This is a genomic window from Pontiella sulfatireligans, from assembly GCF_900890705.1.
GTDB lineage: Bacteria > Verrucomicrobiota > Kiritimatiellia > Kiritimatiellales > Pontiellaceae > Pontiella > Pontiella sulfatireligans.
Genome location: NZ_CAAHFH010000001.1, coordinates 2015904 through 2041932, shown reverse-complemented (window position 1 = coordinate 2041932; position 26029 = coordinate 2015904). Strand labels below are relative to the sequence as shown.

Sequence of the window (26029 nt, the reverse complement as noted above, 5' to 3'; positions counted from 1 at the left end):
ATCATTCTTCGTATCAGTTTTAGGATTAAATGGTTGGGTTATAGAGGAGAAACCATGCGAAAGACGCTCAGTATTCTGTTTTTATGTCTGAGCAGTTCGGCTTTTGCCGCGGACTATTTCGTCGCAACCAACGGTAGCGATCTTGCCAGCGGAAACCTTGCTGCTCCATTCGCAACCATTCAAAAGGCGGCGGATGTTATGGGGGCGGGGGAGGCCTGCTACATTCGTGGTGGCACCTACCATGAAGCGGTGGTGATCGACAACTTGGACGGAATATCGGGGTCTCCCGTCACCTTTACGGCCTACAGCAACGAGGTGGTCACGCTTGATGGTTCGCAGTCGCTCGCGGATCTGGGCTCTACCGGTTGGACGCTGCATAGTGGAAATATCTACAAAACGACGCTGACGACCGACATCTGGCAGCTCTACATCGATGGCGAGCTGATGATTCCCGCCCGTTGGCCTAACGGCAATTTTGACGATGGGTCGATCTGGGACTGGGAAAATAGATGGGCGCAGGGCAATGAAGGCGCTTCTACCAATGGTGTTTTAGTAGATGCTCCACATGCTAATGCCGATCTCGCTGCAACGGGCCTGGATATGACCGGAGCGATGGCTGTTCTGAATGTGGGCAGCTGGAAAACCTGGACCCGGGTGGTTAACAGTCATAGTGCAGGAACCAATACCTTTACCTACAACTCTGCCAGCAGCTACAAGAGTGTGCACCATCGCTACTTCCTGGAGGGAAAGCTTAATCTGCTCGATGTGGAAAAGGAGTGGTTCTACGACACGGCGACCCAAACACTCTACCTGCAGGTTCCCGGTGGAGGAGTTCCTGCGGGCGATATCCGCGGAAAAACCCAGACCTATGCGTTGGATGTAACAGGATCCAGCTACCTTAATTTGAAGAAGTTAAATTTCTTCGGAACCACCTTTAAATTTTATAATTCGGAAAATGTGCTGATCGAGGGGTGCGACCTGCTGTATCCCAGCTGTTCCATGCGCATGCTTGGGCGCATTGCTGCGCCTCTGGCAACAACAATCACTCAGCCAGGCAAGGCTGATGCCTCCAACTGTACGGTGCGAGACTGCTCCTTCTCCTTTGCCGAGAGTTATGCCATTTTTACGGACGGTGATAGTAACCGGGTTGAAAACTGCTCCTTCGATAATATCGACTGGGTGGTGTCCGAGTTGCCCTACCTTCAGGCGGGCATCTATATGCGTGGCCCAAACAGCGTGTTTTCGCGGAATTCGATAAACACGGCGGGTGCTTCGGAATTCATGGAAGTGGGGGAGACGCCGCTGGTCGAAAATTGCGAGTTTATCAACTATGGTCTGGTGCAGAACGATGGCGCCGCGATTCAATACACCATCGGCGCGCAACCGGGCTCGATCACTCGTTACAACTGGTTCCACGACGCGATCAAATACGGAGCCCGATTCGATGCTCCTGTCGGTGCTTCTTACGGAGGAAACAGTGGAACCATGCACAACAATGTGGGGTGGAATGTGCCGGCGGCTCTGATGCTTAAGGGCGAACTTCACCATTGCTATAACAACACCGCCTTTGATACGTCAGCAAATGGAATCATTATTTTGGATAATGATGCCTTGTCAAATGCGGGTACTATCACCCGCAACAACGCGGCGGAAAAATTGTCGGGTCACCGCTCGAACTTTGAAACGATTCCGGGCACGCACGACCACAACTGGAACGGGTATGTCACGTCGCTGGATATCCGCACCCAGTTGCGCGATCCCGACAATCTGGATTTTCGCCTGATCGCGGGCTCCGATATTGTTGATGGGGGAACCAATATTGCAGGCATCACCGTCGGCTATCTAGGAGCTGCTCCGGATATGGGGGCGTATGAGCAGGGAGACTCCTCCTACTGGATTCCCGGACGAAAGCAAGCCTTGGCCTCAGCGCCGGTGCCGCCCGATATGGCCGACGGCGTAAAAACCGATGCCGACCTGATGTGGCGCGAAGGCTATCAAGCGACGTCGCACAATATTTATTTCGGCACCGAAGCCGGAAACCTTTCAATGGTTGGAAACCAGACCAACAATATTTTCAATCCGGGAATACTGGCCGAGGGGCAGACCTATTATTGGCGCGTCGATGCCGTTACCCCGACCGGTACGGTTGCCGGAGCCGAGTGGCAGTTCTGGGTTGAAGCCGGGATTGCCGGAAGCATCGCTGCTTTCACACCGACGGACGACGCCTATGTTCAGGACACCACACCAGACACCAACTATGGCGATTCCGATCAGATCAAGCTCATCACACAAATTGCATACGGCTACAACCGCGAGGGCTATCTTAAATTCAATGTCAATGTACCCGGCATCATTAATTCCGCGTCGTTGGAACTGTATAACTCAGGCGGGAGTCACAATGTCGGTGTGGGCGTTTATTCCATGACCGGAACGGCATGGAGTCAGGATACGATTACCTGGAGTAACCGTCCGCCCATCAATGGTTCCTTGCTTGATGCAGGCAATGTGAATTCGGGTAGCTGGGCTATGTTCGAGGTCTCCGCCGCCGTGGCTTCCAACGGGTTGGTTTCATTCGGCCTGATCCGAAACCCTCTGGATACACAGCGAAGCATCAACACGAGCGAAACGACCAACGCCCCGATCCTTACGGTGTCATACATCCAGCCGTCGCCCGCCTATCACTATGTCCAGTGGGCGGACAATTTCAGCATTTCCAATGCGCCGGGATATTATTCCGATCCCGATGGCGACCAGCTTTCAAACCTTGCTGAATATGGGTTGGGCGGTGATCCCGGCAATTTCAATGACGCACTGTTTCCAACCTTTGGAAACATGAACTATGCCTACCGTCGCCGCACCGATGCCACGGAGCGCGGATTGAGCTACAATCTCGAAGAATGCACCAACCTCGTTTCCAATGATTGGAACATTGTGTACGGTCTGCCAGTAGGCGTGAGCCCGCTCGAACCCGGTTTCGAGGCCGTTACCAATCAGATCCCGGCTACGGAAACGAACCAGTTCATCCGCCTGCGCATTAATATCCAGTAAATCAAGAGGACGATTAAAACGGATGACTATAAAGCGGCAACTTTACCTTCTTTTGGGAATCGCACTCCTGTTCGGTTCGGGGTTGATGGCTGGCGCAGAGGGAAAGGAGCACCCCGCAGAGGTTCTGGATCTGCAACTGTGGAAGCTCACTTTGCCGTATGCACGCGAGAACGGGAAAAAGCCGTTGGAGATTTTTCAGCCCAACCTCGCGGGATTTCAGAATCCGATCTGTTTCTTTGTCAACAAGGAGCGGGATGGGGTGGTCTTTCGGGCGCATTGCAGCGAAGTGACGACGAAGAATTCGAGCTATCCTCGCTGTGAACTGCGCGAGATGGCCGGGCGTAAGGCCAAGCGGGCGGTTCATAAGGAGAAGGCGGCCTGGGCAACGGATGACGGTGTGTTGCACCGGATGACGGTGACGCAGGCCATTACAGCACTCCCTCCTGTAAAGTCGCATGTGGTCTGTGCGCAGATTCACGATGCGGGGGACGACTTGATTATGATCCGGCTGGAAGATCGAAAGCTGTTTGTGGAGCGAAACCGGTTTGGCGACGTACTGTTGGATGCGGACTATGAACTGGGAACCCGGTTTACGGTGAAGATCGAGGCGAGCGATGGCCATGTCCGGGTTTGGTATAACGATGTGCTGAAGATGGATTGGGAACGCTCAAAAAAGAAATGCTATTTCAAGGCCGGTTGCTATACGCAATCAAATACCAGCAAAGGGGATGCTCCGGAATCCTATGGAGAAGTTGTGATTTACCAGCTGAAGGTCGAACATCTAAGTCTTCATGAGTGACTGTTGAGCGCGTTTTGTTTCTAGTCGATGGGCTGTCCCTCATTAGTTAATGGATTGCGGTATCCGTCAAATTTTCATCCGGTGGCGGGGTCAAATATTGTGATCGGGGTGCTCAGCGCCAAAAGAGTAATTTTGATGAAACAAGTATATATTATAGGGGTATTGTTTGCGGTCGGGCAGGCACTTGCCGCGAACTATTATGTGGCGACAAACGGAAACGACCTAACCGCCGGCGCAATCGGCACCCCATTCGCAACCATCCAGCATGCTGCCGATGTGATGGGGGAGGGGGACACCTGCTACATTCGCGGGGGCAACTACCATGAAGAGGTTGTGGTTAACAATCTGAATGGCACCTCGGGATCTCCGATTACCTTTTCGGCTTACAATAACGAAGTGGTTGCGCTGGATGGCTCGCGGTCGGTCGAGGATCTTGGATCAACCGGTTGGACGCAGCACAGCGGAAATATTTACAAAACCACGCTTACCTCTGATATTACTCAGGTATTTGTGGATGGTGAATGGATGATGCTGGCCCGCTGGCCGAACGCTCGATTTGACGACGATACCGCGTGGGATCGCGAAACCCACTGGGCACAGGGCAATGAAGCGCTCTCCTCTGCAGGTTTGGAATACGACGATCCCAACGATGGCAACGACCTCGCAGCGTCCGGTCTCGATATGACCGATGCCATGCTGATTATCAATCTTTGGGGAATCAATGCCTCAATGGTGACTAACCATGTTGCCGGCAGCGATCATTTCCAATATGTGGAAACCGACTGGAACGAGGCACGCCACTACTATTTCATGGACTCGAAACTTAACCTGCTCGACAACGAGACCGAGTGGTATTTTGATCCGTCGGATAACACCCTGTACCTGTGGATGCGGGGCGGCGGTATGCCGACCGGCGATATCCGGGGGAAGACCATGGCGAATGCGTTTACCTTTTCCAACTGCCAATATGTCACCGTTAAGAACCTGGACTTTTTTGCGACGACCTTTCAGGTATCGGATGGCAACCATATCACGGTGGAAGATTGTGATTTGAACTATCCGGTATTTAACCGCCGGACGCTGGGCGATTACGGAACACTTGCCCGCACGCATATCGACGGTTCTCCAAATTTCGCGATGCTTAATTGTTCGATGGGCTATACGGATGGGGTGGCATTGCGCTTTGATGGCAGTGACTTTGCTACGGTTGAGAACTGCGAGTTCCATCACATCGACTACAGTTGCGGACATCAATCCGGACAAAGCTCTTCCATTTGGTTCCGAAATTCCGAGGACAGCGTTTATCGCCGGAATACGATGTATAAGACCGGATCGGGGCATGGCGTTATCGCATCGAGCAGAACCCTGTTTGAACTCAACGATTTTTCGGACCTGGCGCATCTGCAGCATGATGCGGCGGCAATTCATTTGATGCAGGGGCATCGTGATGTGGTGGTAAAAAACAACTGGTTCCACGACCTGCGTCGACCGGCGGTTCGGTTTAGTGATGGGCCGAAGGATTATCTTCCGCTCGCCCCGTTAATGCGAACGGGAATCCTGCATCACAATATTTCGATTAATTCGCAGTCGGATATTCCCATACAGCTTAAGGGCGACGAACGACAGGTCTATAATAACTTATGCGAAGGTAACATGCGTTTTTCTGATGACTCCGGGGATCCGTCAACCAGCGGCATTCACGCCAACACGATCAGCGCAAACAATTCGGTCGGAACCTATATGACCTTGGCACCCAGTGCTTATGTCGCTCCATCGGGTACGCACAGCAACAACTGGGAGGGCGGCCTGCTTTCTTTGAATATTAAGGATCAGGTACGTGACTGGACAAATCGCGACTATCGGCCTCGTCCGGGTTCAGACTGGATTGATGGCGGCATGGTGGTTCCGGGGATCACGGATGGTTATCTGGGCTCAGCTCCGGATATCGGCGCCTACGAATCCGGCGACTCCAGCTACTGGATTCCCGGGCGTAAGCTCGAGCATGCTTCCAAACCTGTTCCGCCGGCGCAGGCCAGCTCCGTAAAACTCGATGCCGACCTGATGTGGCTAGGTGCCTACGAGGCAACCTCGCATACTATTTATTTCGGTCTGCATCCTTCCACGATGGAATGGATGGGGAATTTTACGAACAATATTTTCAATCCCGGTACGCTGGCTTCCAATAGCGTCTATTATTGGCGAGCGGATGCGGTCACACCGACCGGAACGGTCGAAGGGGTAGTTTGGCAATTCGATACGTCTACCCCGTCTCCGCAGTATGTAGAAGTTGGACTGCTGGCCGATCCTGCGAACAGCAGTGTCAGTGGCTATGGCGGCTCCGTGGAAAAAACGCTGAATGATCCGTTTGTTTATGATCCGAGCGCGCCGGAAATACCCCTTCCTTTTCAGACGTTCAGCACCGCAACCGGTCGGTTGGGATTCCATGGAAACGAGGCAGAAGGCGTGGATGTTGTGATTGCTTATTCGCTGGAAGCCGGCGTGCTCTCACTGTCATCAAATCAATTGTTCGCGATAGACCTGTATGGGCGCGACGGCTACTCCGATCGCGATGATAATATTGATGTCGCATTATACGACGGTCTTAATCTCGTCACGAACTCCACCGGCAACGCCATTGCCGGAGCGTATGATCACGCGCGGATAGTATTGCAGGCTCCGGCTTCGTTTGACCGGATTGTCATCACCGGCCATGACTCCGGCGCCACGGGCAACCAGTTTACCTTGATGGAAATGCGCGCAGCTATGGAGGCTCCTCCCTCCGCTGCGGAACTTTATGCGGATTGGGCCAATGAATATGCACTGGGTGTTGATGCCGGTTATGGTTGGGACGCCGACGGGGATCGCTTGGATAACCTGACCGAGTATGGCCTTGGCGGCGTTCCGACCAATGGAAGTGATGCTGCTTTGATTCTTCCAACCTTTGGAACGACAATGGTTGGGAACGCGCTCGAATATGTCTACCGTCGCCGTACGGACGCGGCAGCACGCGGGTTGATCTACACTCTCGAAGAATCCACCAACCTCGTTTCCAATGATTGGAATATTATATCCGTTCTGCCATCAGGCACCGCTCCGCTTGAACCCGGCTTCGAGGCGGTCACCAACCAAATCCCGGCCACCGAAACCAATCAGTTTATCCGCCTGCGCATTTCAATAGACTGAGAATTTTTATTATCGAAGATGATGAAGTAGGGCCAATGAAAATTAGTAAATTGATCGTCTACCTGCTGTTCATGCCGGTGCTGGCCTGTCAGCTGGCGGCCGCGCAGTCATTGGATGACGGGTTTAGGAATGTATCAGGCGAGGCCCGGCCGCAGGTTTGGTGGCACTGGATCTATGGGAATATAACCCGCGAGGGCATTACCTCGGATCTTGAGCTGATGCAACGACTAGGAATTGGCGGTGTGACGCAGTTTCACAACGCCTTTCTAAAGGATACAAGACGCCCCGACTCGCCGCGCGGCCCGGTTCGTTTCATGAGCGATGAATACCGGGAGCTGGTGAATTATTCACTGAAGGAATGCGAACGTCTGGGCATGACGATGGGGCTGCAGATTTGTGATGGCTTTGCCACGGCCGGCGGGCCATGGGTTACTCCGGAGCAGGGAATGCGGGGACTGGACGTTAAGATCAGTAACGCCACCGGTGGAAAGCGGTTCGAAGCGCGCCCGCCGAAAGACACGATAAATATTTTGGCTTATCGCGGTACGGGAAAATCCGTCGTTCCTAAATCGGTGCGGATGATTTCTCCCGGCAGTCCGTATATTGATGATGATAATGATTCCGCGCCGTTTAGCCTAGGCCGCGATGAGTTCATTGACATCACCCCTCATGTGGAACAAGACGGCATGCTCCGGTGGACGCCGCCTGAGGGGAATTGGGCCGTTCTGATGTTCTTTGATCGGTTGCTTCGAAAAACCAACCATCCGGCTTCTCCCGAGGGGCATGGCTTGGAGTGCGATAAGCTGAGTGGCGAGGCGGCGGATGTGGTGTATGACCATGTGGTCGGCCCCTTGATCGAGGATGCCGGAGATCTCGCGGGAAAGACGCTCGATCATGTGCTGATCGATAGCTGGGAGTGTGGCTATCAGTCGTGGACCAAAGATTTCGTTGAAGAGTTCCGCTCGCGGCGCGGGTACGACCCAACCCTATACCTTCCGGTTTTGGCTAAACTCCCTGTGAGCGATAAAGAGATTTCGAATCGATTCCTTGTCGATTACCGAGTGACGCTGGACGACCTGCTGGCCAATGAGTTCTACGGTCACATCCGCGACCGCCTGAATAAAAAAGGCATGAAGCTCGAAGCCGAAGTGATCTATGGGTGGAAGCATATGTTTGGGAACCCGATCCGCCTGTACGGCGTTTGCGACGTTCCGATGAACGAGTTTTGGATACGCGGAAAGAAGCCCCCGGGGTCAGGACGAGTTTACACCGGTTTCGCTGCTGCGGCGGGGCATGTCTACGGGAAACGGATCATCAAGGATGAATCGTTTACGGTGGGCGCGGGCAAAGGAGATTTCTCCCTCACTCCAGCGCACCTGAAGGCTCATGCGGATCGTGTCCTCTGTCGCGGCACCAATAAGTTTGTGCTGCACACCTCCGTTCATCAGCCCGATGACAGCAAGCCGGGATGGACCCATGGTTGGAACGGCGTCAACTTTCACCGTGGCAATACCTGGTGGCTTTACGCGGATGGTTTCGTGAACTATTTGGGGCGCTGTTCCTACATGCTGCAACAAGACCTGTTTGTCGCGGACGTCTGTCATTATGTCGGATACGAGGATACCTATAGCTCCGGGTATGGTGACTTGACACTGAAAGGATTGCCCGAAGGGTATCGTGCGGATCATTGCGACAACTCGGTTTTACTTGAACGGATGGACGTCAAAGACGGACGGATCGTGCTTCCCGATGGCATGTCGTATGCCGTTCTGCTATTGGCGGACAAGAAAACGATGGCTCCCGAGGTTCTGAAAAAAGTGGATGAACTGGTCAGAAAGGGGGCGACGGTAATTGGTCCAAAACCTGAATCCGCTCCGGGACTCGAGAACTATCCGGAATGTGACCGCATCGTCCGCGATCTCGCCGATCAGTTATGGATTGATCACGCTGATAAGACTGTGACTGAAGCTCGCGTGGGCAATGGACGTATGGTGTGGGGAGCATCCTTGGCCGAGTTGCTCAAGCAGATGGAGCTACAACCGGATTTTACGTTTAAGGCGCCACGCGGAACCCAGATCAACTTTATCCACCGCCAAAATTCTGACGTCGATATCTTTTTTGTCGCGAACTCCGGACAGGCCTGTATCGCCGACTGCTGGTTCCGCATTGCCGGAGAGCAACCGGAGCTGTTCGATCCCATGACCGGGGAAATTTCCGATATTGCGATCTATGAAGAGCAAGGTGGCCGAACAAGAATCCCGCTGCGATTCGAGGCGCAAGGCGCTAGGTTTATCGTGTTCCGCAAGCCATCCAAGGATCATATCGTAGAACTTAATCACCGGGGTGCGATTGTCTTTGCTCCCGGAAAACCAATTGGAGAAATGTTCGAGTCCTTGTCGGCCGAGTTCTTTCTTAATTCCGGCAGTGGGGTTTCCGTTACGGTTAAAGATAATGTGGATTCCTTGGAGTGGATCATGGCCTCGGGAAAGAAAGGAACGCTCGCACCCTCGGGCCTTCCGAAAGCGGTCGAGCTGAAAGGCCCGTGGTCGGTCGAATTTGAATCGGATCGCGGCGCGCCTGCTCGAATTCAGATGAATCAGCTATCTTCGTGGACGGAGCATGAGGCGCGCGGGGTCAGGTATTTCAGTGGTGTTGGCACATACAAAAAGTCCTTTGCTGTTCCGAGTGCTTCCTTGGGGAAGAATTCAAAGCTGATACTTGATCTAGGCGATGTTCGGGAGCTGGCGGAGGTCGTTGTGAATGGTCAATCGGCGGGAACGTTATGGCGCCCGCCCTTCGAAGTGGATATCTCACACCTTGTTCGTTCTGGGAAGAACGAGCTTGAGGTCAGGGTGGTCAACACCTGGGCCAATCGGTTGATCGGCGATAAAACCGTTCCCTTGGCAGAGCAGGTATGTCGAATCATTTCTCCCGATCCCAAGTGGTATACTGCCGAGTCAGCATTACCGGAATCCGGACTGCTCGGGCCGGTTGTTCTGCGAGTATCAAGGATCTATAAATCAGAACATTGATGTTGCTGTGTGTTGGAGTGAACAGAATTTACTTAGATGAAGGAGTTATAGGATATGAGGCAGATAGGAATATTAATGCTGGCAGGGATGCTCGTTGCAGCAAACGCTATGGCGGCAAAAGAGATCCTCGTTGCGGTTTCAGGGAATGATAAGAATCCGGGAACGGATAAAAAGCCGTTTGCAACGGTGGCGGCGGCGCGCGACGCACTCCGTGGTTCCGGCGGCTAGGTGGTGATTCATGGCGGAACGTATCGATTTGCGGAACCGTTGCGGCTAGAACCGCGGGACAGCGGTGTAACCTATCGTGCGGCGAAAGGTGAATCGGTAGTTTTCACAGGCGCAGAAAAACTCAGCCTGAAATGGGAGCCTTGGAAGAACAGTATTTACAGGGCAAAGTTGGAGCGCGATCTCTCGATGGATCAGCTGTTCGTGGACGGTGTACGGCAGCACATGGCGCGTTATCCGAATTATCAGGAATCTGAAATCCAATCGACGTCGAAAGATAAGAAGCACCACCGGACGACTCCATATAACGGCGGTGCCGCCAATGCCTGGAGCAAAGATAAGGCTTCGGAGTGGGCGGACCCGACTGGGGCCTACATGCATGCCATGCATAAAGGATTATGGGGTGGCATCCAGTACAAGGTAACGGGCAAGAAGGCGGATGGCAGTCTGGCCTACGAGGGCGGCCTGCAGAACAACCGCATGGCGAGCATGGATATGAGTCCGGTTCATAAAGATTTCCGCATGATCGAAAATGTATTCGAGGAACTAGACACACCCGCCGAATGGTTCTTCAATCAGCGCGAAGGCTGGCTCTATTACAAACCTGCTGCCGGTGTTGATCTGGCGGAAAAGCCGCTGGTGGAAGCCGTATTTGAACTGCGTCATCTGGTGGAGGTGTATGGGCAGATCGTGGAGCCCGTGGCTCAAATGACCGTTGAAGGGGGGAGCAAAGTAAAACTGGCGATCGATCTTCCGGAAGTCATCAAGCCTGTCCAGCATGTTGCATTCAAAGGCATCACCTTCACAGGAACCGCCCGCACCTTTATGGAAACCAAAGAGCCGCTGTTGCGTTCGGATTGGACTATCTACCGCGGTGGGGCAATGCATATCCGCGGTGGCGAAGACGTTCTGATTCAGGACTGCACATTTACCCAGATCGGCGGCAACGCAGTTTTTGTCGATGCTTATAACCGGCGGGTCACGGTGAAAAGCTGCGTGTTCAAGGAAAACGGTGCGACCGATGTTAACTTTGTCGGCTCCCTGGCCGCGGTGCGTTCACCCATGTTCCAGTATGGCGCGCCACCGATGGGCATCGAGGATTTTGACACGGAGCCGGGGCCGAAAACGGATGACTATCCCGCCGACTGCCTGGTGGAGGATTGCGTGATGACGCTTTGCGGGCGCGTAGAGAAACAGACGGCCGGAGTCAATATCTCGATGAGTTCCCGGATTACGGTGCGGCATAATTCCATCTTCATGGTTCCACGCGCAGCCATCAATATTTGCGACGGCACCTGGGGCGGGCATCTGATTGAATGGAACGACTGCTTTGATACCGTGTTGGAGACGGGCGATCATGGTTCGTTCAATTCCTGGGGGCGCGACCGTTTCTGGTGGCCAGCCAGTCCTGCCGGTCCACGCAACCGCGATAAGAACGGCGTGACGGAGATTGAAAAGTTTATGCAGAAGCATCCGGATATGATGCGCTGGGATGCTATTGAACCGGTCGTGATGCGCAACAACCGTATGTTCTGTGTGAACGGGTGGGATATTGATTTGGACGACGGATTGAGCAACTATGAGATCTACGACAATCTCTGTTTGAGTGGCGGACTGAAAACCCGAGAGGGTTACTACCGCAAGGTTTTCAATAACATTATTTTCAAGCACTACACCTGCAATGTTCCTTATCCGGCACCGGTCTATGATGAGTTCTACAGCAATGTAATTCTTGGAGAGCATTATGTGCAAAGCGTGCCCGGACTATGGAAGGGATCGCGCGACCGAATTCTTTTCCATAATCCGGAAATCAAAAATCCGATTCCGGCCACGGCAATCACGGAGTTTTCGCTGGATGACATGAACAGCCTCGTGGGGAATGCTCGGTTTGCCAATGCAGCGAAAGGCGACTTTACGGTTCCGGCGGATTCGCCTGTAGTCAAGCTGGGTTTCAAGAACTTTCCCATGTCCGGGTTCGGCGTGGTTTCTGAACACCTCAAAGCCATGGTTCCGGAGATGAAGTTTGCGTTGCCTGAAACGTATTTCGACAATACACTGAAAAATGCAGCTCCTAAGCAGGTCATATGGGGTGCGAGGATTGAAACGCTGAGTACGGAGTCGCAGATGACTGCTTACGGTTCGCGCGGACTGGGTGGCACCATTATCATGACCTTGCCTGCCAAGTCAAAACTGGCGACTATGGGCTTTGAACTTGATGATGTAGTCTTGGTGGTTAACGGCATGGATATCCGTACCGTTCCTGATTTTAAGCGGGCGATCGTTAACCGTTGTAAACCGGGAAAAACCTATAAAGCCAAGGTGTTGCGCGGTCAGAAAGAGATGGATCTCACATTTGTTCGTTAATGTAGATGTGAAATATTCTATGCACCGGAGATAGGGCGCGGTTAGCACTATCCAGCTGCAGGATGATGGTTTAATGCCTCTCAACAGAGGCAGAATCCAGATAATCGTAGAAATATGGATCTGTTCGTCTAACTTTCCTTTATTTGCGGTGTCAAATGGGTGATTCAAGCGAACTATCGCTAAAAGAGGGAATCTGATGCGACGGGCTATATCTATTTTAATGCTATGTGGGGCGGGGCAGGTTCTGGCCGCCGACTATTATGTGTCGACGAACGGTAGCGATCTTGCAACCGGAAACCTTGCGGCTCCCTTCGCAACCATTCAAAAGGCTGCCGACGTGATGGGGGCGGGAGACACCTGCCATATCCGCGGCGGAAACTACCACGAAGAAGTGGTCATAGATAACCTTGATGGCACAGCGGGGAATCCCGTTGTCTTTACGGCCTACAACAATGAGATTGTGACTCTGGACGGTTCGCAGGATGTTGGCGATCTTGGTTCATCGGGATGGGCGGTGCACAGCGGGAATATCTACAAAACCACGCTCTCCTCCGAAATTTCGCAGGTTTTCGTGAATGACGAGTGGATGATGTTGGCGCGTTGGCCGAACGCGCGCTTCGACGATGAGTCGGCTTGGACGTGGGATAACTGGGCGCAGGGCGATGAGAGTGTGTCGACCAATGGGTGGGAGTTTGATGATTCCGCCAGCGGGCATGACCTGGCCGCTTCAGGGTTGGATATGACCGGCGCCATGGGCGTACTGAACCTCGGCAACTTTTCAACCAAAGCGCTGGTGGTGACAAACCATGCGGCCGGCGTGAACAATTTTATGTACGACTCGTCGTCTCTCGGCATCTACAAGACCGTGAACCACTACTATTTTTTCGACTCAAAGCTCAACCTGCTGGATAACGAGACGGAGTGGTATTTCGATCCAGCCACCCGCAACCTCTACCTCTGGGCGCCGGGCGGCGGCGTTCCCGCAAACGTGCGCGGCAAGAACCAGGACAACGCCTTCTTCTTCACCAACAGCCAGCATATCCAGGTCAAGGGACTCAATTTCTTTGCCACGACGTTTCGGATGGATAATTGCGACAATATGACCGTCGAGGACTGCGACCTTCAATATCCCTGCTTCAACAAGCGGACGCTGAGGGAAACCGGCGAAATTTTCGGAACGCGCATCGAAGACTGCACCTATGTCAAAGTGCTGAACTGCTCGTTTGCGAACACCGATGGCTTGGTGATGAAAATCAGGGCAGGCAACCACAATACCGTCGAAAACTGCGAGCTGCATCATCTTGATTATACGGTGGCACACCACAGCGGCAACTCGGGATTTATTTGGTTCAACAGTTCTGAGTTTGGAGTTTTTCGCAACAACACCGTCTACACGACGGGTGCGTCGGAAGGAGTGATGACCAGCTCCGACATGCTGGTGGAGCTGAACGATATTTCCGGTGGCGGTCAGTTGCAGAGCGATGGCGCGATGGTTCACTTGTTCCAAGGGCAGGAAAATGTCGATGTGGCCCGCAACTGGTTTCATGGCAACCGCAAGCCTGCTCTTCGCATGAGTGACGGCCCGAAGGATTACCTGCCGCCGGCCATGGAGGTGAAAGGCGTTGCCCGCCACAATGTTGTCTTTGGCGCGGATTTTCTATCGTTGCAGTTCAAGGGCGATCTGAAAGAAGGCTATAATAATCTCTGCGAAGGATACATCCGGTATTCCGACGACTCCGGCGATCCGACCAATAGCGGCATCCACGCCAACAGCATTTGCATTAATAACGCAACCGGCGACTACATTGATTTCGTAGCACCTACCCGGACGGAGACCAACAACTGGGAAACGGTGGTTGAAGGCGTGTCCATTACCACACAGGTTCGCGACAGGGCCAACCTTGACTTCCGCCCCGGGGCCGGTTCTGATTTCATTGATGCCGGTTCCGTCGTGCCCGGCATAACGGACGGCTATTTCGGCAGCGCGCCGGATATCGGTGCCTATGAATCGGGCGATTCCAGCTATTGGATTCCTGGACGCAAGCTTGCCCATGCCACCACGCCGGTGCCTCCCGATATGGCCGATGGCGTAAAGACCAATGCCGATCTGATGTGGCTGGAGGGATACCAGGCGACTTCACACAAGGTGTACTTCGGTATCGAGTCGGGAAATCTTCCAATGGTTGGAAACCAAACGAACAATATTTTCAATCCCGACACCCTGGTTTCCGGGGAAACCTACTATTGGCGGGTCGATGCCGTCACCCCAACAGGCACGGTTCCCGGAACGGAATGGCAGTTCCGGGTGGAAACGTCCGTCGATGCGGGAACCATTCCATTTGTCCCAACGGCCGACTCCTATGTGCAGGATACCGCGCCCAATACCAATTATGGCGATGCAGACTTTATCAAACTGATTACTCCAGCAAACTATACCTACACCCGGCACGGCTACATGAAGTTCAATGTCGATGTGCCGGGGAACATCACATCCGCGACGCTGGAGCTGCATAATTCAGGTGGAACCCATAACAAACAGGTTGGTGTCTATTCTATGACCGATGTATCGTGGGAAGAAGACTTAATCACCTGGAGCAACCGTCCGCCTATCGACGGGGTTCAACTGGACTTCGACGATGTTGACTCGGGGGAGTGGGCCGCGTTCGATGTCTCGGCTGCGGTGGTGTCGAACGGGTGGGTTTCGTTCGGGTTGATCCGCGGAGTTGTCGATACCCAGCGCGGGATCGATTCCAGGGAGAGCGCCTATCCGCCCGTACTGAAGGTGTCGTCCATCAATACGTCGCCCGCCCATTCTTTTGTCGAATGGGTGGACGATTATGATGTTGATGCCGCGGGCTATCATGCCGACCCCGACGGCGACCATCTCGATAATCTCACGGAATACGCCATTGGCGGCGCCCCCGATGATTTCGATGATGCTCCGCATCCAATTTTCGAGAATCTGGAATATGTCTATCGTCGGAGAACCGATGCCGCTGCACGTGGCTTGTCTTACGCGTTGGAGGAATGCACAAATCTTATTTCCAATGATTGGAGCACCGTGACTGATCTGCCATTCGGCACAGCTCCGCTCGGCGCCGGTTTTGAAGCCGTCACCAATAAGATCCCAACCACCGAAGAGAACCAGTTCATTCGCCTACATATCTCCCTCGATTAGTTCATCAAACTCTGCCGTGCGGCGGAGTTACATGATTAAACCAATCTAACGAAGGCAGGTAACAATCATGAACTCAATTTTGAAATACTCCCTAGTCTCAATCCTGGGCGTGGCATCGCTGGCGAGCGCTGAAAAGGGTGAAAACGAATATAATGACCTGGTGATTGCGAAACTGGGGCAGGAGGAAGTCGCACAGCTTGAAGCCATTGCCGGAAAATGGAAGCGGCCGGTCTATTCGAAGCCCGATCCAAAATATGCGGCTGACTGGGCGGAAATTACCGGCTACCAGATTCCTGAATGGTTGATCGATGCAAAGTTTGGCATGTACACGCACTGGGGTGTCTATTCCGTGCCGGGTTTCAAGGGCAACACCTACGTTCGCAACATGTACACCCCGAACGGGGTAAAGGGTAAAAAGGTTTCTTTAAGCGAGGATACCTATAACCACCATATCAAGACCTACGGCGACCCCACAGAATTCGGCTACACGGATTTTATTCCCATGTTCAAGGCCGAGAAATACAAGGGCGAAGATTTCGTAAAGCTGATGCAGGACACCGGTGCAAAGTTTGGCGGACTCGGTCTGGTGCACCACGACGGCTTTCTGATGTGGGATTCCAAGGTCAATCGCTGGAACTGCGCGAATATGGGGCCGAAGCGCGACCTATACGGAGAATTCGTGGAAGCCGCCAAGAAAGCGAACTTCAAAACCGTCGCCACGTTCCATCATGCGCGCACCTATAATTTCGCCTATAAGGATTTCGACGAAAGCGTCTACACGGAAGATCAGAAGGCCAAGCTGGACCTGTTCGATCCGGAAAAGGCCGACTTTTTCTGGGGCATGCCCAACGGCGAAAAGACGATTCAGGATTTTGCAGCCGAGTGGCGCGCCAAGATCATGGAAGTCACCGAAAAATACAGCCCCGACCTTCTCTGGTTCGATGGCATTAACCGTACGTTGCCGAACTCGCCGGAAAACTATGTGGTGGAAGTGTTGAAGGATTATCTGAAATCCGGAACGGCCAATGGTCAGGAGCCGGTGCTCTGCAACAAGCTGCCGGGAGGCGATCGCCAGAACTATTGCCACTTTAACTTTCCGGAAAACACGGGCATCCGCTGCTACGAAGGCAATCGCAACATGCCTCCCGATGCCGGAGAATACTGGCTGACGGACCGCGCGATTTCGTATCCATGGAGCTATACGCACGACAAGGCCTATAACCTCGGTGCCGATATCCACGTCCGCGCCATCTGCGACCAGACGGCGCGTGGCGGCATTTACCTGCTTTCGCTCACGCCGATGGCCTCCGGCGAGATCCACCCGAAGGAAAAAGCCATCTGCTATGGCATCGGCGACTGGCTGAAGGTCAACGGCGAGGCCATCTATAACACTCGCCGCTGGATAATTCCCGCCGAAGGTCCAATCACCGCGTGGAAGCTAGTCGAAAGCCGTGAAGGCATCATGTGGGATTATAAGAAGTCGGATAAGGATGGGGCCTACCGTTTCACGCAGTCCAAGGATGGCAAGACCGTCTATGCCATCATGATGGCCTGGCCGAAGAGCGGCAAGACCGTCATTAAGTCGCTTGCAAAAGGCTCGGAATACCGCCCGAGCGCCATCAAGTCGGTCGAGCTGATCGGCTTCGATGGGGAATTAGAATGGAAGCGCACGGATAACGGACTTGAAATCATGCTGCCCAAGAGCAAGCCCTGCGATTTCGCCTTTGCATTCAAGATCAAATAGGAGCTGGCATGAAGAGTATATTCACTTGTTTTGCGTTGGCGTTCGCCACCGTCACCGCCGCCGTCCGGGCGGAGTATGAGCCGAACTGGGATTCGCTGCGGGAACACCAGGTTCCTCAATGGGCGAAGGATGCCAAGTTTGGTGTTTACGCCCACTGGGGCATCTATTCCCAGGTGGGCGGTTGGGATGTGAACAAAAACTGGGCGAATGATGTCATCTGCGCCTACCATGGGGTCTACAACCCGCGGATGACGGATAAGCGGCGCGAATTTGAAAAGTATATCGGAGCCGTTGAAGAGGGCGTTGGGTACAAGGATCTGGCGAATCAGTTTAAGGCCGAAAACTTCGACCCGGCCGCGTGGGCCGATTTAGTGAAACGCTCCGGCGCGCGATATGCAGGCATCTGCGCAGTGCATCATGATGGCTATGCGATGTGGGACAGCGACGTTGTCGATTATTGCGCGGGCAAACTGGGGCCGCGCCGTGATCTTCTGGGAGAGATCATGAAGGAGATTAAAAAACGAGGCATGAAAACCATGACCTCGTTTCATCATGGACGAACCTATAAGCATTTCCAGAGCGTTCGGAAAAACCTCGAGTCCACGCCGGAAATGGCCAAGGCAGACTTGCTGGATCCCTCGCTGCGGAATTATTACTGGTTCATGGGCGACGAGGAATATTTCGCGAAGGTTCGCTACGACATGACCAAGGAAGTGATCGATAAATACAAGCCGGATGTCCTGTGGTTTGACGGCGGTGGCGGTGGTTACGGAACCGAACGCATACTGGCCGACTTTTTCAATATGACTGAAAAGGAAGGCAAGGATGTTTGTGTTCATAACAAGGGCAACTTCGGCAAAAACTTCGGACTCTACTCCTATGAAAACGGGCATAAACGTCCGCTCTATATCGAATGGCCGTGGGAAGATGATACGCCGTCTGCCATAGGGTGGTGCGATTGGTCTTGGCAGAAGGGCATGGAATACAAAAAGCCGCGCGATGTCGTCGTTCGCCTCTGCGATTTAGTGGCTCGTAACGGTGGCCTGCTGCTTTCCATGAACCCGCGTCCGGACGGTACGATGGATCAGGGACAGATTGATCTGCTGGAAGGGATCGGTTCTTGGTTGAGCCAGAATGGCGAGGCGATCTACGACGCCGTGCCATGGAAAATCTTCGCCGAAGGACACACGGAAAAGCTGGAATACTTCCAGTACCACCATGACAGCAAAAAACCTTCGCGCGGCATCCAGCCCGATCCGTCAAAACTGGATCACACCGACGTGCGCTTTACCCGCAACGGCGAAAAACTCTATGCGACTATGCTGGGCGTCCCGCCTTCCGGCGTTGTGAAAATTCAATCCCTCTCTACGGAAACCAGTGTTTCAAATATCAATAAAATCAAATCCATAAAATTACTGGGGCATGGTGCTGTAAAGTGGAAGCGTTCGGACGAATTTCTTGCAATTGAACTTCCTCCAACGTTGCCCAACGAGTGGGCTTTGTCGTTCGAAATTCAGGTCGAGGGCGAACTCGATAAGAGCAAACCGCCTTATGATGAAAAGCTGATGACTTTGCCCAAACAGACGTAAGTTTATTGAGGATTGCAGTCATGAATATGTTTAACCGCACGGGCTACTTATTCGCCATCTCTATTGTTGCAATGACCGCATTCGGTGCGAGTAGCAGGCCGAATGTCATTGTGCTTTATTATGACGATGGAACGGGTGGCGGCGGAAATGGCGCCCGCTGGGATGCGGACAACAACGACCTGAAATCAGCCAAGGGGAAAACTGGAGGAACTCCTTGCCAGTTGTTCAACCTCAAGGACGATGTTGGCGAAAGGAATAATCTTCTTTTATCTCCCGGTGAACATGCCATCACCAAGGAGAAACAATTATTAAAAGTGATGAACGAAATCCGGGGCGAAGATACATAGGGAAAAATGGAAATGTTGCATTAGGGATTTCATGGCTACCCGATGACTGCACAAGAGAAAATCGTCTTTGGCGCAAAGTGGAAGAACTTTCCGTAGCAGTCTTAGGTTGTTGTCATAGTTTCCCGTCAGGTTATAGTTTCGCATCAGGAGGGAGACTCTAATGAGAATTTTGATAACTGGTGCGTCTGGGTTATTGGGGCGAGCATTTGTTCGGCAATTTGAAGGGGATTATGAGTTGTATGCAACGGGTTTCTCCCGTTGTGTTCCCCCGGTGCAGCGTTTGGATCTGCGTCGGCAGGATGAAGTAGTGGCTCTCGTGGAGACTTTTCAGCCGCAGTTGATTATCCACGCTGCTGCGGAACGTCGTCCCGATATCTGTGAAAATGATCGTGATGCAACGGATGCGCTGAATGTTTCTGCTGTTACATTTCTGGCCGCCGCGGCCAGAGAGGCTGGTGCTGTTCTGGTGTGCCTGTCCACTGATTATGTTTTTGATGGAACATCGCCGCCGTATGCGGTTGATGCGAAACCCAACCCGTTGAATTATTACGGGGAAAGCAAACGGGCCGGAGAGATTGCCGCACTGGAGTCCGGAGCGGAGGTTTGTGTACTACGGGTGCCCATTCTTTATGGCCCGGTTAAAAGTCTAGATGAATCTGCAGTTACCATAATTGCCCGCTTTCTGGAGCAGAACGAGGAAACCGCAGTCGATCATTGGGCTGTTCGGTATCCCACGCATGTGGATGATGTTGCGGTAGCGGTGCGGGGGGTGGCTGATCTACTGGAGCAGGGCGAGCGCTTGCCTGAAATTCTTCACTTTTCGGGGAATGAGGCCTATACGAAATTTGAGATGGCGAACATCATCGCGGAAGCTTGCGGGCTCAGCAGCGTGCATCTCCGAGCGGACAGCACTCCTGCGGAGGGCGCTCCGCGCCCAAGCAACTGCCATCTGGACGATTCTCTGCTGGCGAAGCTCGCGCCAGTTCAAAAACGTGTTTTCCGCGAGGAAATTGGCGGCCTCGTCAAGCCATTCCTCAAATGAATGAATGTGGCGGTTTGGGAATAAAAGCATCAAATTGCGGAGCATTGCGGCGTTTAATTTAATACCTGCTTCAATATTTTTATTAAGACGAAACAAAAGGGAATTTGATGAATTTGAGAATTGGTAGATTTGTTTTACTTGGATTAGGGATGGCGGGGAGTGTTTTCGCGGCAGACTTATTTGTGTCGCCCTCCGGCAGTGAACAGAACAATGGGAGCATTGATCAACCGTTCCAAACCTTGGAACAAGCCAAGGCCAAGGCGACAATGCTTATCAAGTCCGGTTGTTCTGAAGATATTATTGTGAACCTGAGGGGTGGTCGTTATCAGCTGGATGAAACGCTGGTTTTAGGGTTGAAACAGTCTCCAGTAAATGGGACGGCGCTGGTTTTTCAGGCCTACAAGGACGAGATTCCGGTTCTTTCTTCGGGTACACCTGTAAATGGGTGGTCCAAGGCTGTCGAATATCCGGAAGGTACTCCCTCCGCGACAAAGGGAAATCTCTGGGTGGCGGATATGCCGGAAGGTGTCGATACGTTCCGCACGCTGTTCGATGGCGATACGCGCCTGACCCGTGCCAAGAGCGAGGAATTCCAGATGCCGCGCAACGACGAGGTCAAGCGCGCCGACAGCCAGAATGTTTTCTACAACAAGGATCGCATCCATCTGCGCATGTTTCCGTTCGAAGACCAGATCAAGGATTGGGCCAACCTGTCCGATGTAGAAGTATTCTTTAATCCGGTTCCGTGGAATTTGAACTTTATCCAGCTTGAATCAGTGGATATGGATAAGAAAATTGCCTATCTGGCCTTCGAGGCAAACGCGCTTCCATTCTCCAGTGGGAAACATCGGTTTGGATGGGTGGAGAATGTGATCGACTATCTGGATGAGCCTGGCGAATGGTGCGTGAATACGCAGACTCGCAAGATTTACTACTGGCCGGCATCGGGAACGCCGTCGAAAAACATTCTGGCACCGCAGCTGATGGAGCTGGTTCGTGTTGAAGGCAAAATCCGATACGATCTGCCAAGCGATATTCCAGCGAAAAATATTCAGTTCAAGGGCCTGACGTTCAGCCATGGCGACCGTACGGTATGGTACAAAAACCGCAAGGGTTGGGGCATCCAGCACGACTGGGATACGTTCGACTATGGCAACGCACTGTTGCGCTTCCGGGGCGCGGAAAACTGCCTGGTCGACGGCTGCCGTTTCACCAACAGTGGCGGAAGCGCTATGCGGCTGGACCTGCACGCGCAGAAAATCGCCATACGCAACAACTATATCAGCCACGTTGGGCACATGGGCATCCTGTTGGCGGGTTATGGTCCGGGCACCAAGGACGTAAATAAAAACAACACCATCGAAAACAACATTATCCACGACTGTGGTGAAATTGTTTGGCATGGCCACTCCATCTTCGTGTGGCAGAGCGGCGAAAACCTGATTCGGAAAAACTATATTCACGATGTTCCGCGCAAAGCGGTCGGCCTATGCGGCGTACGTTGCCAGATTTTGCTGAAGCAGGAGTGCAATTTCGATGAAGCATCGCGCACCATCCGATGGAAGGAGATCGAAGACACGATTGATGAATCCAAGACCATCATCCAACGCTACGCGCCGTATCTGCATGCCCGAAACAATACGGTTTCATTCAACCGCGTGGAGCGCACCATGCTCAAGCTCAGCGATGGTTCGAGCATCAATGTGTCCGGTGCCGGATTGGGGAACAAGGTGCATAACAACTACCTGTACGACATCCCCTATGTTGGTATCCGCACCGACGACTGGCAGGACGGAACGGATATTCGCAACAACATTGTGCACGAAGCCAAGAATATCGGGATCATCCACAAAGGTATCAATACCATTGAAAACAACATCCTGATCAACTGCGGTAAAGGGATCCATTTCCGCGCCTATCCGCAGCAGTTCTTCGAGCCGAAGTCGGACATTCAGCATAATATTTTCTACAGCACCTCTGCAACATACATTCCAAACACGCTGTTCAAGTGGGGCAAGATGTTCCTTCACCAAGAGGGCACGAAAACGGTTCCGTACGAATACAACATGGACTACAACGGCTATTTCTGGCCGGGCGCTGAAGAGGATCTGGCGGAGAAGCGAAAGAATGGAATCGAGGAACACGCTGTCATCATGGATCCACAGTTCCAGGATCTGGACAACTTTGACTACCGGGTAACCAATAAAAAGCTGATCAATGCCATCGGCTTCAAGCCGTTCGATGTATCAATTAAGAATTTTGGTGTGGGCAAGGGCTATCCTGAAAAATATATGGCCATGGATCAAGATGAGTTGTCCCGATGATTTTCGGAGATTAACGTTTGAACTCATTTTATAAAATGGGTTGCGTGCCAACTGCGTTGTGGAGAATGATTATGAGTGGGAAACGAGTGAAGTTGGCGCTGTCAGGTCTTGTCGCGTTGTTTGGAATCAATGTGTTGGCCGCGCAATTTGAGCCGACCTGGGAGTCGCTGGCGGAAGCGCCGGTTCCGGAATGGTGGGACCAAGGGAAATTCGGCATCTTTATTCATTGGGGGCCTTATAGTGTGGCTGGTTACAAGGATGGACATCGCGGCTACGCCGAAGCCATCACCGCCGATATGTACAAGAGGCCGGAGCGCTACACGGACTTCATGATCGAAAAATTCGGCGCAACGATGCCGGAGTTTGGCTACAAGGATATGGTGCCGATGTTCACCGCGAAGAACTGGGATCCGGTCGCGTGGGCCAAGCTGTTTAAGGATGCTGGCGCGACCTATGTGATTCCGACTGGCGAACACCACGACGGCTTCGTGCTGTGGGATTCTGAACTCACTCCCTGGACGGCTACGAAAAAAGGCCCCAAGCGCGACCTGATCGGTGACCTCGGGAAAGCGGTCCGCGCCGAAGGCATGAAATATGGAATTTCATACCACCGCGAACGACATCCCGATCGCTTTACCCGTGAAACCGGTTTGATCGACGAAGAAATTAAGCGCATGCCGGAAGCCGCCTCGCTCTACGGTCCGTTCGAATACGACGACGCTTTTATTGCCGACTATGTTGCCCGATGGAAAGAGGCCGAAACGAAGTATCAGCCTGATTTCCTCTGGATTGATGATGTTCCGTTCCTGCGGGAAGATGGCCCTCAGGTCGCAAAGTTTGAAACGGCATTCAAGGAAATGATTGCGGACTATCTGAACACCGCTCAGAAATGGGGCAAACAGGTTTATTTTAATAACAAGGGTAAAACCATCAACTGGCCGAAGGGCGTGGGCTGTGTTGAAGCCGATAACCTGCAGTTGGATGCCATTGGTCCGCGCTGGCAGAATCCGGCCACGCTCGGCACCTCCTATGCCTACATGGAAAACGAGGAGATCAACGAGCTCTACAAAACGCCCGCGGAACTCATTCATCTGCTGTGCGACGTTGTCAGTAAAAACGGGAACCTGTTGCTGAACATCGGCCCCAAGGCCGACGGCACCATTCCGGAAGGCATGCAGACTCGTCTGCTCGCCATGGGCGAATGGCTCAAGGTGAACGGCGAGGCCATCTATGGTTCCAAACCTTGGAAAACCTACGGCGAATGGAGTGGCGAGCTGATCGAGGACGAGGCAGGTGTGGTACATACCAGCCACAGCATGTACATCCACGAAAAAGAGTTCCGCTTTACAGCCAAAGAAGACGTGATTTTCATTATCGCATTCCAACCTTTGGAACAGGACGTGGTGCTGGTTTCCTTCAAAGGTTTTGACCAAGATATCAAATCGATTTCGTTGCTTGGTTCGGATATAACGGTTGAATGGGACATGACTTCAGCCGGCCTTAAGCTTTCAGCAAACGATGCACCGTTTCGTTTGGCTGCGGTATACAAGTTGGAGTTGTAACAAAATGAATCGCCGGAATTTTATACACACCGGGATTGCTGCCGCGACAGCGGTTCCAATGGCTCGGGCTGCTGATCAGCAACGCCCGAATATTATCCTGCTGCTGACTGATGACCAAAGTTATCGAACCTTAGGGTGCTATGGCAACACGCAGGTAAAGACGCCGAACCTTGACCGTCTGGCAGACGATGGTGTTGTTTTTGACCGGGCGTATGATACGACGGCCATCTGCATGGCGAGCCGGGCTCAGGTTATGACCGGTATGTATGAATATAAAACCGGGTGTAACTTTCAGCGTGGACCATTGGCTGAGGAAAAATGGGCGAGCTCCTATCCCGTTCAGTTACGGGATGCGGGATATCATACCGGCTTTATCGGCAAGTTTGGTTTCGCGGTGAAAGGGGTGGATGGAAATTCCGGCTATCACAGCAATGAAGATTTGCCGATCGATTCGTTTGATGAATGGTACGGCTGGCCGGGGCAGGGCGATTACAATACGGAAAAAAATGAGTTTGTTTCCGATTATGCCGAAAAGTATCCCCATGTAACCCGGGCCTGCGGTGCCGTAGCTCAGGATTTTATCAAGCGTTCAAAAGAGCAGAGCAAACCATTCTGTTTATCGGTCAGCTTCAAGGCGTCGCATGGGCCCATGAAGCCCGACCCGTTTTTTAATGATGTATATGCCGATACCGTCTGGGAAGAACCTCCCAATTTTGATGAGGCGGGAGCGAGCCTTCGCCCGCCGCAGGCCAAAGCCGGAAGGCAGTATCGGCATTACAAGGATTTCAAGCCTGAGCACTATCAGGAAACCATGCGGAAATATAACCAGCTGGTTTACGGCATCGACTATGCCGTCGGAATGATTCGTGAAGAGCTGGAACGACAGGGCATTGCGGAGAATACCGTAATCCTGTTTTTAACGGATAATGGGTACAGTTGCGGTGCAAACGGCATGGGAGGAAAAGTGCTTCCATACGAAGAGCCAAGCCGGACGCCGATGATGATTTATGACCCTCGTCATCCGGTCTCCGGAACGGGTGCGCGCGTTAAAAGCGTTACAGCCAATATCGACATGGCTCCGACCGTGCTCGACCTTGCGGGGCTTCTGGTGCCGGATCATATGGATGGGAAGAGCCTGTTGCCGTTGCTGGATTATCCATCAGGCCGAATTCATGATTCCATCCTGTTGATTAACAGTTTCGGTATTGCGCCAACACATTCACTGGCTGTAGTCATTGAAGACTATAAGTATATCCACTGGCCGTTTGCGGAGGGCATGGATGTCGCAGAGGAACTTTTCATGCTGAAGTCCGACCGGTTTGAAATGAATAATCAGGTGGGTAATCCGGAAAAGCAGGAAGTGCTCCAGCGCATGCGGAAAATATATGATGATTCGCTTTCGATTTGGGAAAAGGAATGCGTAGCGGAATATGGGTATCCACAGCTTGGAAAGATTTATGACCGGAATCTTTCGTGGACAGAAAAAACCGCAAACATGGATAAACGAACAAAAGCACACTATCTGGAATGGCAGGCAGAATTTGAGAAGTCGTATGGCAGTAAAAAACGAAAAAACTCCGGGAAGCAATAAG

Annotated in this window: 14 protein-coding genes; all 14 read left to right on the top strand. The window is 52.6% G+C overall.

The window, feature by feature from the left end; translation table 11 throughout:
• The first annotated feature begins 54 nt into the window (after nucleotides 1-54).
• The 14 genes from SCARR_RS06905 (at nucleotide 55) to SCARR_RS06845 (ending at nucleotide 26028) form a co-directional block, all read left to right on the top strand.
• The gene (locus SCARR_RS06905) at nucleotides 55-3048 is read left to right on the top strand and encodes a CBM96 family carbohydrate-binding protein (RefSeq protein WP_136060767.1); all 2994 of its coding nucleotides are present in this window, start codon (nucleotides 55-57) and stop codon (nucleotides 3046-3048) included.
• 22 nt (nucleotides 3049-3070) lie between these two features.
• Nucleotides 3071-3847, top strand: coding sequence for a polysaccharide lyase family 7 protein (locus tag SCARR_RS06900; RefSeq protein ID WP_222846203.1), 777 nt, complete (start codon nucleotides 3071-3073; stop codon nucleotides 3845-3847).
• A gap of 135 nt (nucleotides 3848-3982) precedes the next feature.
• Complete coding sequence (locus SCARR_RS06895; RefSeq protein WP_168433072.1) at nucleotides 3983-7030, top strand: right-handed parallel beta-helix repeat-containing protein; 3048 nt, start codon at nucleotides 3983-3985, stop codon at nucleotides 7028-7030.
• A gap of 35 nt (nucleotides 7031-7065) precedes the next feature.
• Nucleotides 7066-10062, top strand: coding sequence for a glycosyl hydrolase (locus SCARR_RS06890; protein ID WP_136060765.1), 2997 nt, complete (start codon nucleotides 7066-7068; stop codon nucleotides 10060-10062).
• 54 nt (nucleotides 10063-10116) lie between these two features.
• Complete coding sequence (locus SCARR_RS28065) at nucleotides 10117-10290, top strand: hypothetical protein (protein ID WP_168433071.1); 174 nt, start codon at nucleotides 10117-10119, stop codon at nucleotides 10288-10290.
• A gap of 186 nt (nucleotides 10291-10476) precedes the next feature.
• The gene (locus tag SCARR_RS06885; protein WP_136060764.1) at nucleotides 10477-12651 is read left to right on the top strand and encodes a PDZ domain-containing protein; all 2175 of its coding nucleotides are present in this window, start codon (nucleotides 10477-10479) and stop codon (nucleotides 12649-12651) included.
• Between the two features lie 196 nt (nucleotides 12652-12847).
• Nucleotides 12848-15829, top strand: a complete 2982-nt coding sequence (locus SCARR_RS06880) for a CBM96 family carbohydrate-binding protein (protein WP_136060763.1) — start codon at nucleotides 12848-12850, stop codon at nucleotides 15827-15829.
• A 67-nt stretch (nucleotides 15830-15896) separates the two neighbouring features.
• Nucleotides 15897-17573 carry an alpha-L-fucosidase gene (locus SCARR_RS06875; RefSeq protein WP_136060762.1) on the top strand — a complete coding sequence of 559 codons (1677 nt, stop codon included), beginning with the start codon at nucleotides 15897-15899 and terminating at the stop codon, nucleotides 17571-17573.
• 8 nt (nucleotides 17574-17581) lie between these two features.
• Entirely contained in the window at nucleotides 17582-19162 is a 1581-nt protein-coding gene (locus SCARR_RS06870; RefSeq protein ID WP_136060761.1) for an alpha-L-fucosidase, read from the top strand.
• A gap of 20 nt (nucleotides 19163-19182) precedes the next feature.
• Nucleotides 19183-19509 carry a hypothetical protein gene (locus tag SCARR_RS06865; RefSeq protein ID WP_136060760.1) on the top strand — a complete coding sequence of 109 codons (327 nt, stop codon included), beginning with the start codon at nucleotides 19183-19185 and terminating at the stop codon, nucleotides 19507-19509.
• A gap of 160 nt (nucleotides 19510-19669) precedes the next feature.
• On the top strand, nucleotides 19670-20551 hold the full coding sequence (locus SCARR_RS06860; protein WP_136060759.1) for a dTDP-4-dehydrorhamnose reductase family protein: 882 nt from the start codon (nucleotides 19670-19672) through the stop codon (nucleotides 20549-20551).
• Between the two features lie 107 nt (nucleotides 20552-20658).
• A complete protein-coding gene (locus tag SCARR_RS06855; RefSeq protein ID WP_136060758.1) occupies nucleotides 20659-22875 on the top strand; it encodes a right-handed parallel beta-helix repeat-containing protein in 2217 nt (738 codons plus the stop codon).
• A 71-nt stretch (nucleotides 22876-22946) separates the two neighbouring features.
• Nucleotides 22947-24437: an alpha-L-fucosidase gene (locus tag SCARR_RS06850; protein WP_168433070.1), complete on the top strand. Its 1491-nt coding sequence runs from the start codon at nucleotides 22947-22949 to the stop codon at nucleotides 24435-24437.
• A 4-nt stretch (nucleotides 24438-24441) separates the two neighbouring features.
• The gene (locus tag SCARR_RS06845) at nucleotides 24442-26028 is read left to right on the top strand and encodes a sulfatase family protein (protein WP_168433069.1); all 1587 of its coding nucleotides are present in this window, start codon (nucleotides 24442-24444) and stop codon (nucleotides 26026-26028) included.
• Nucleotide 26029 lies beyond the last annotated feature (1 nt).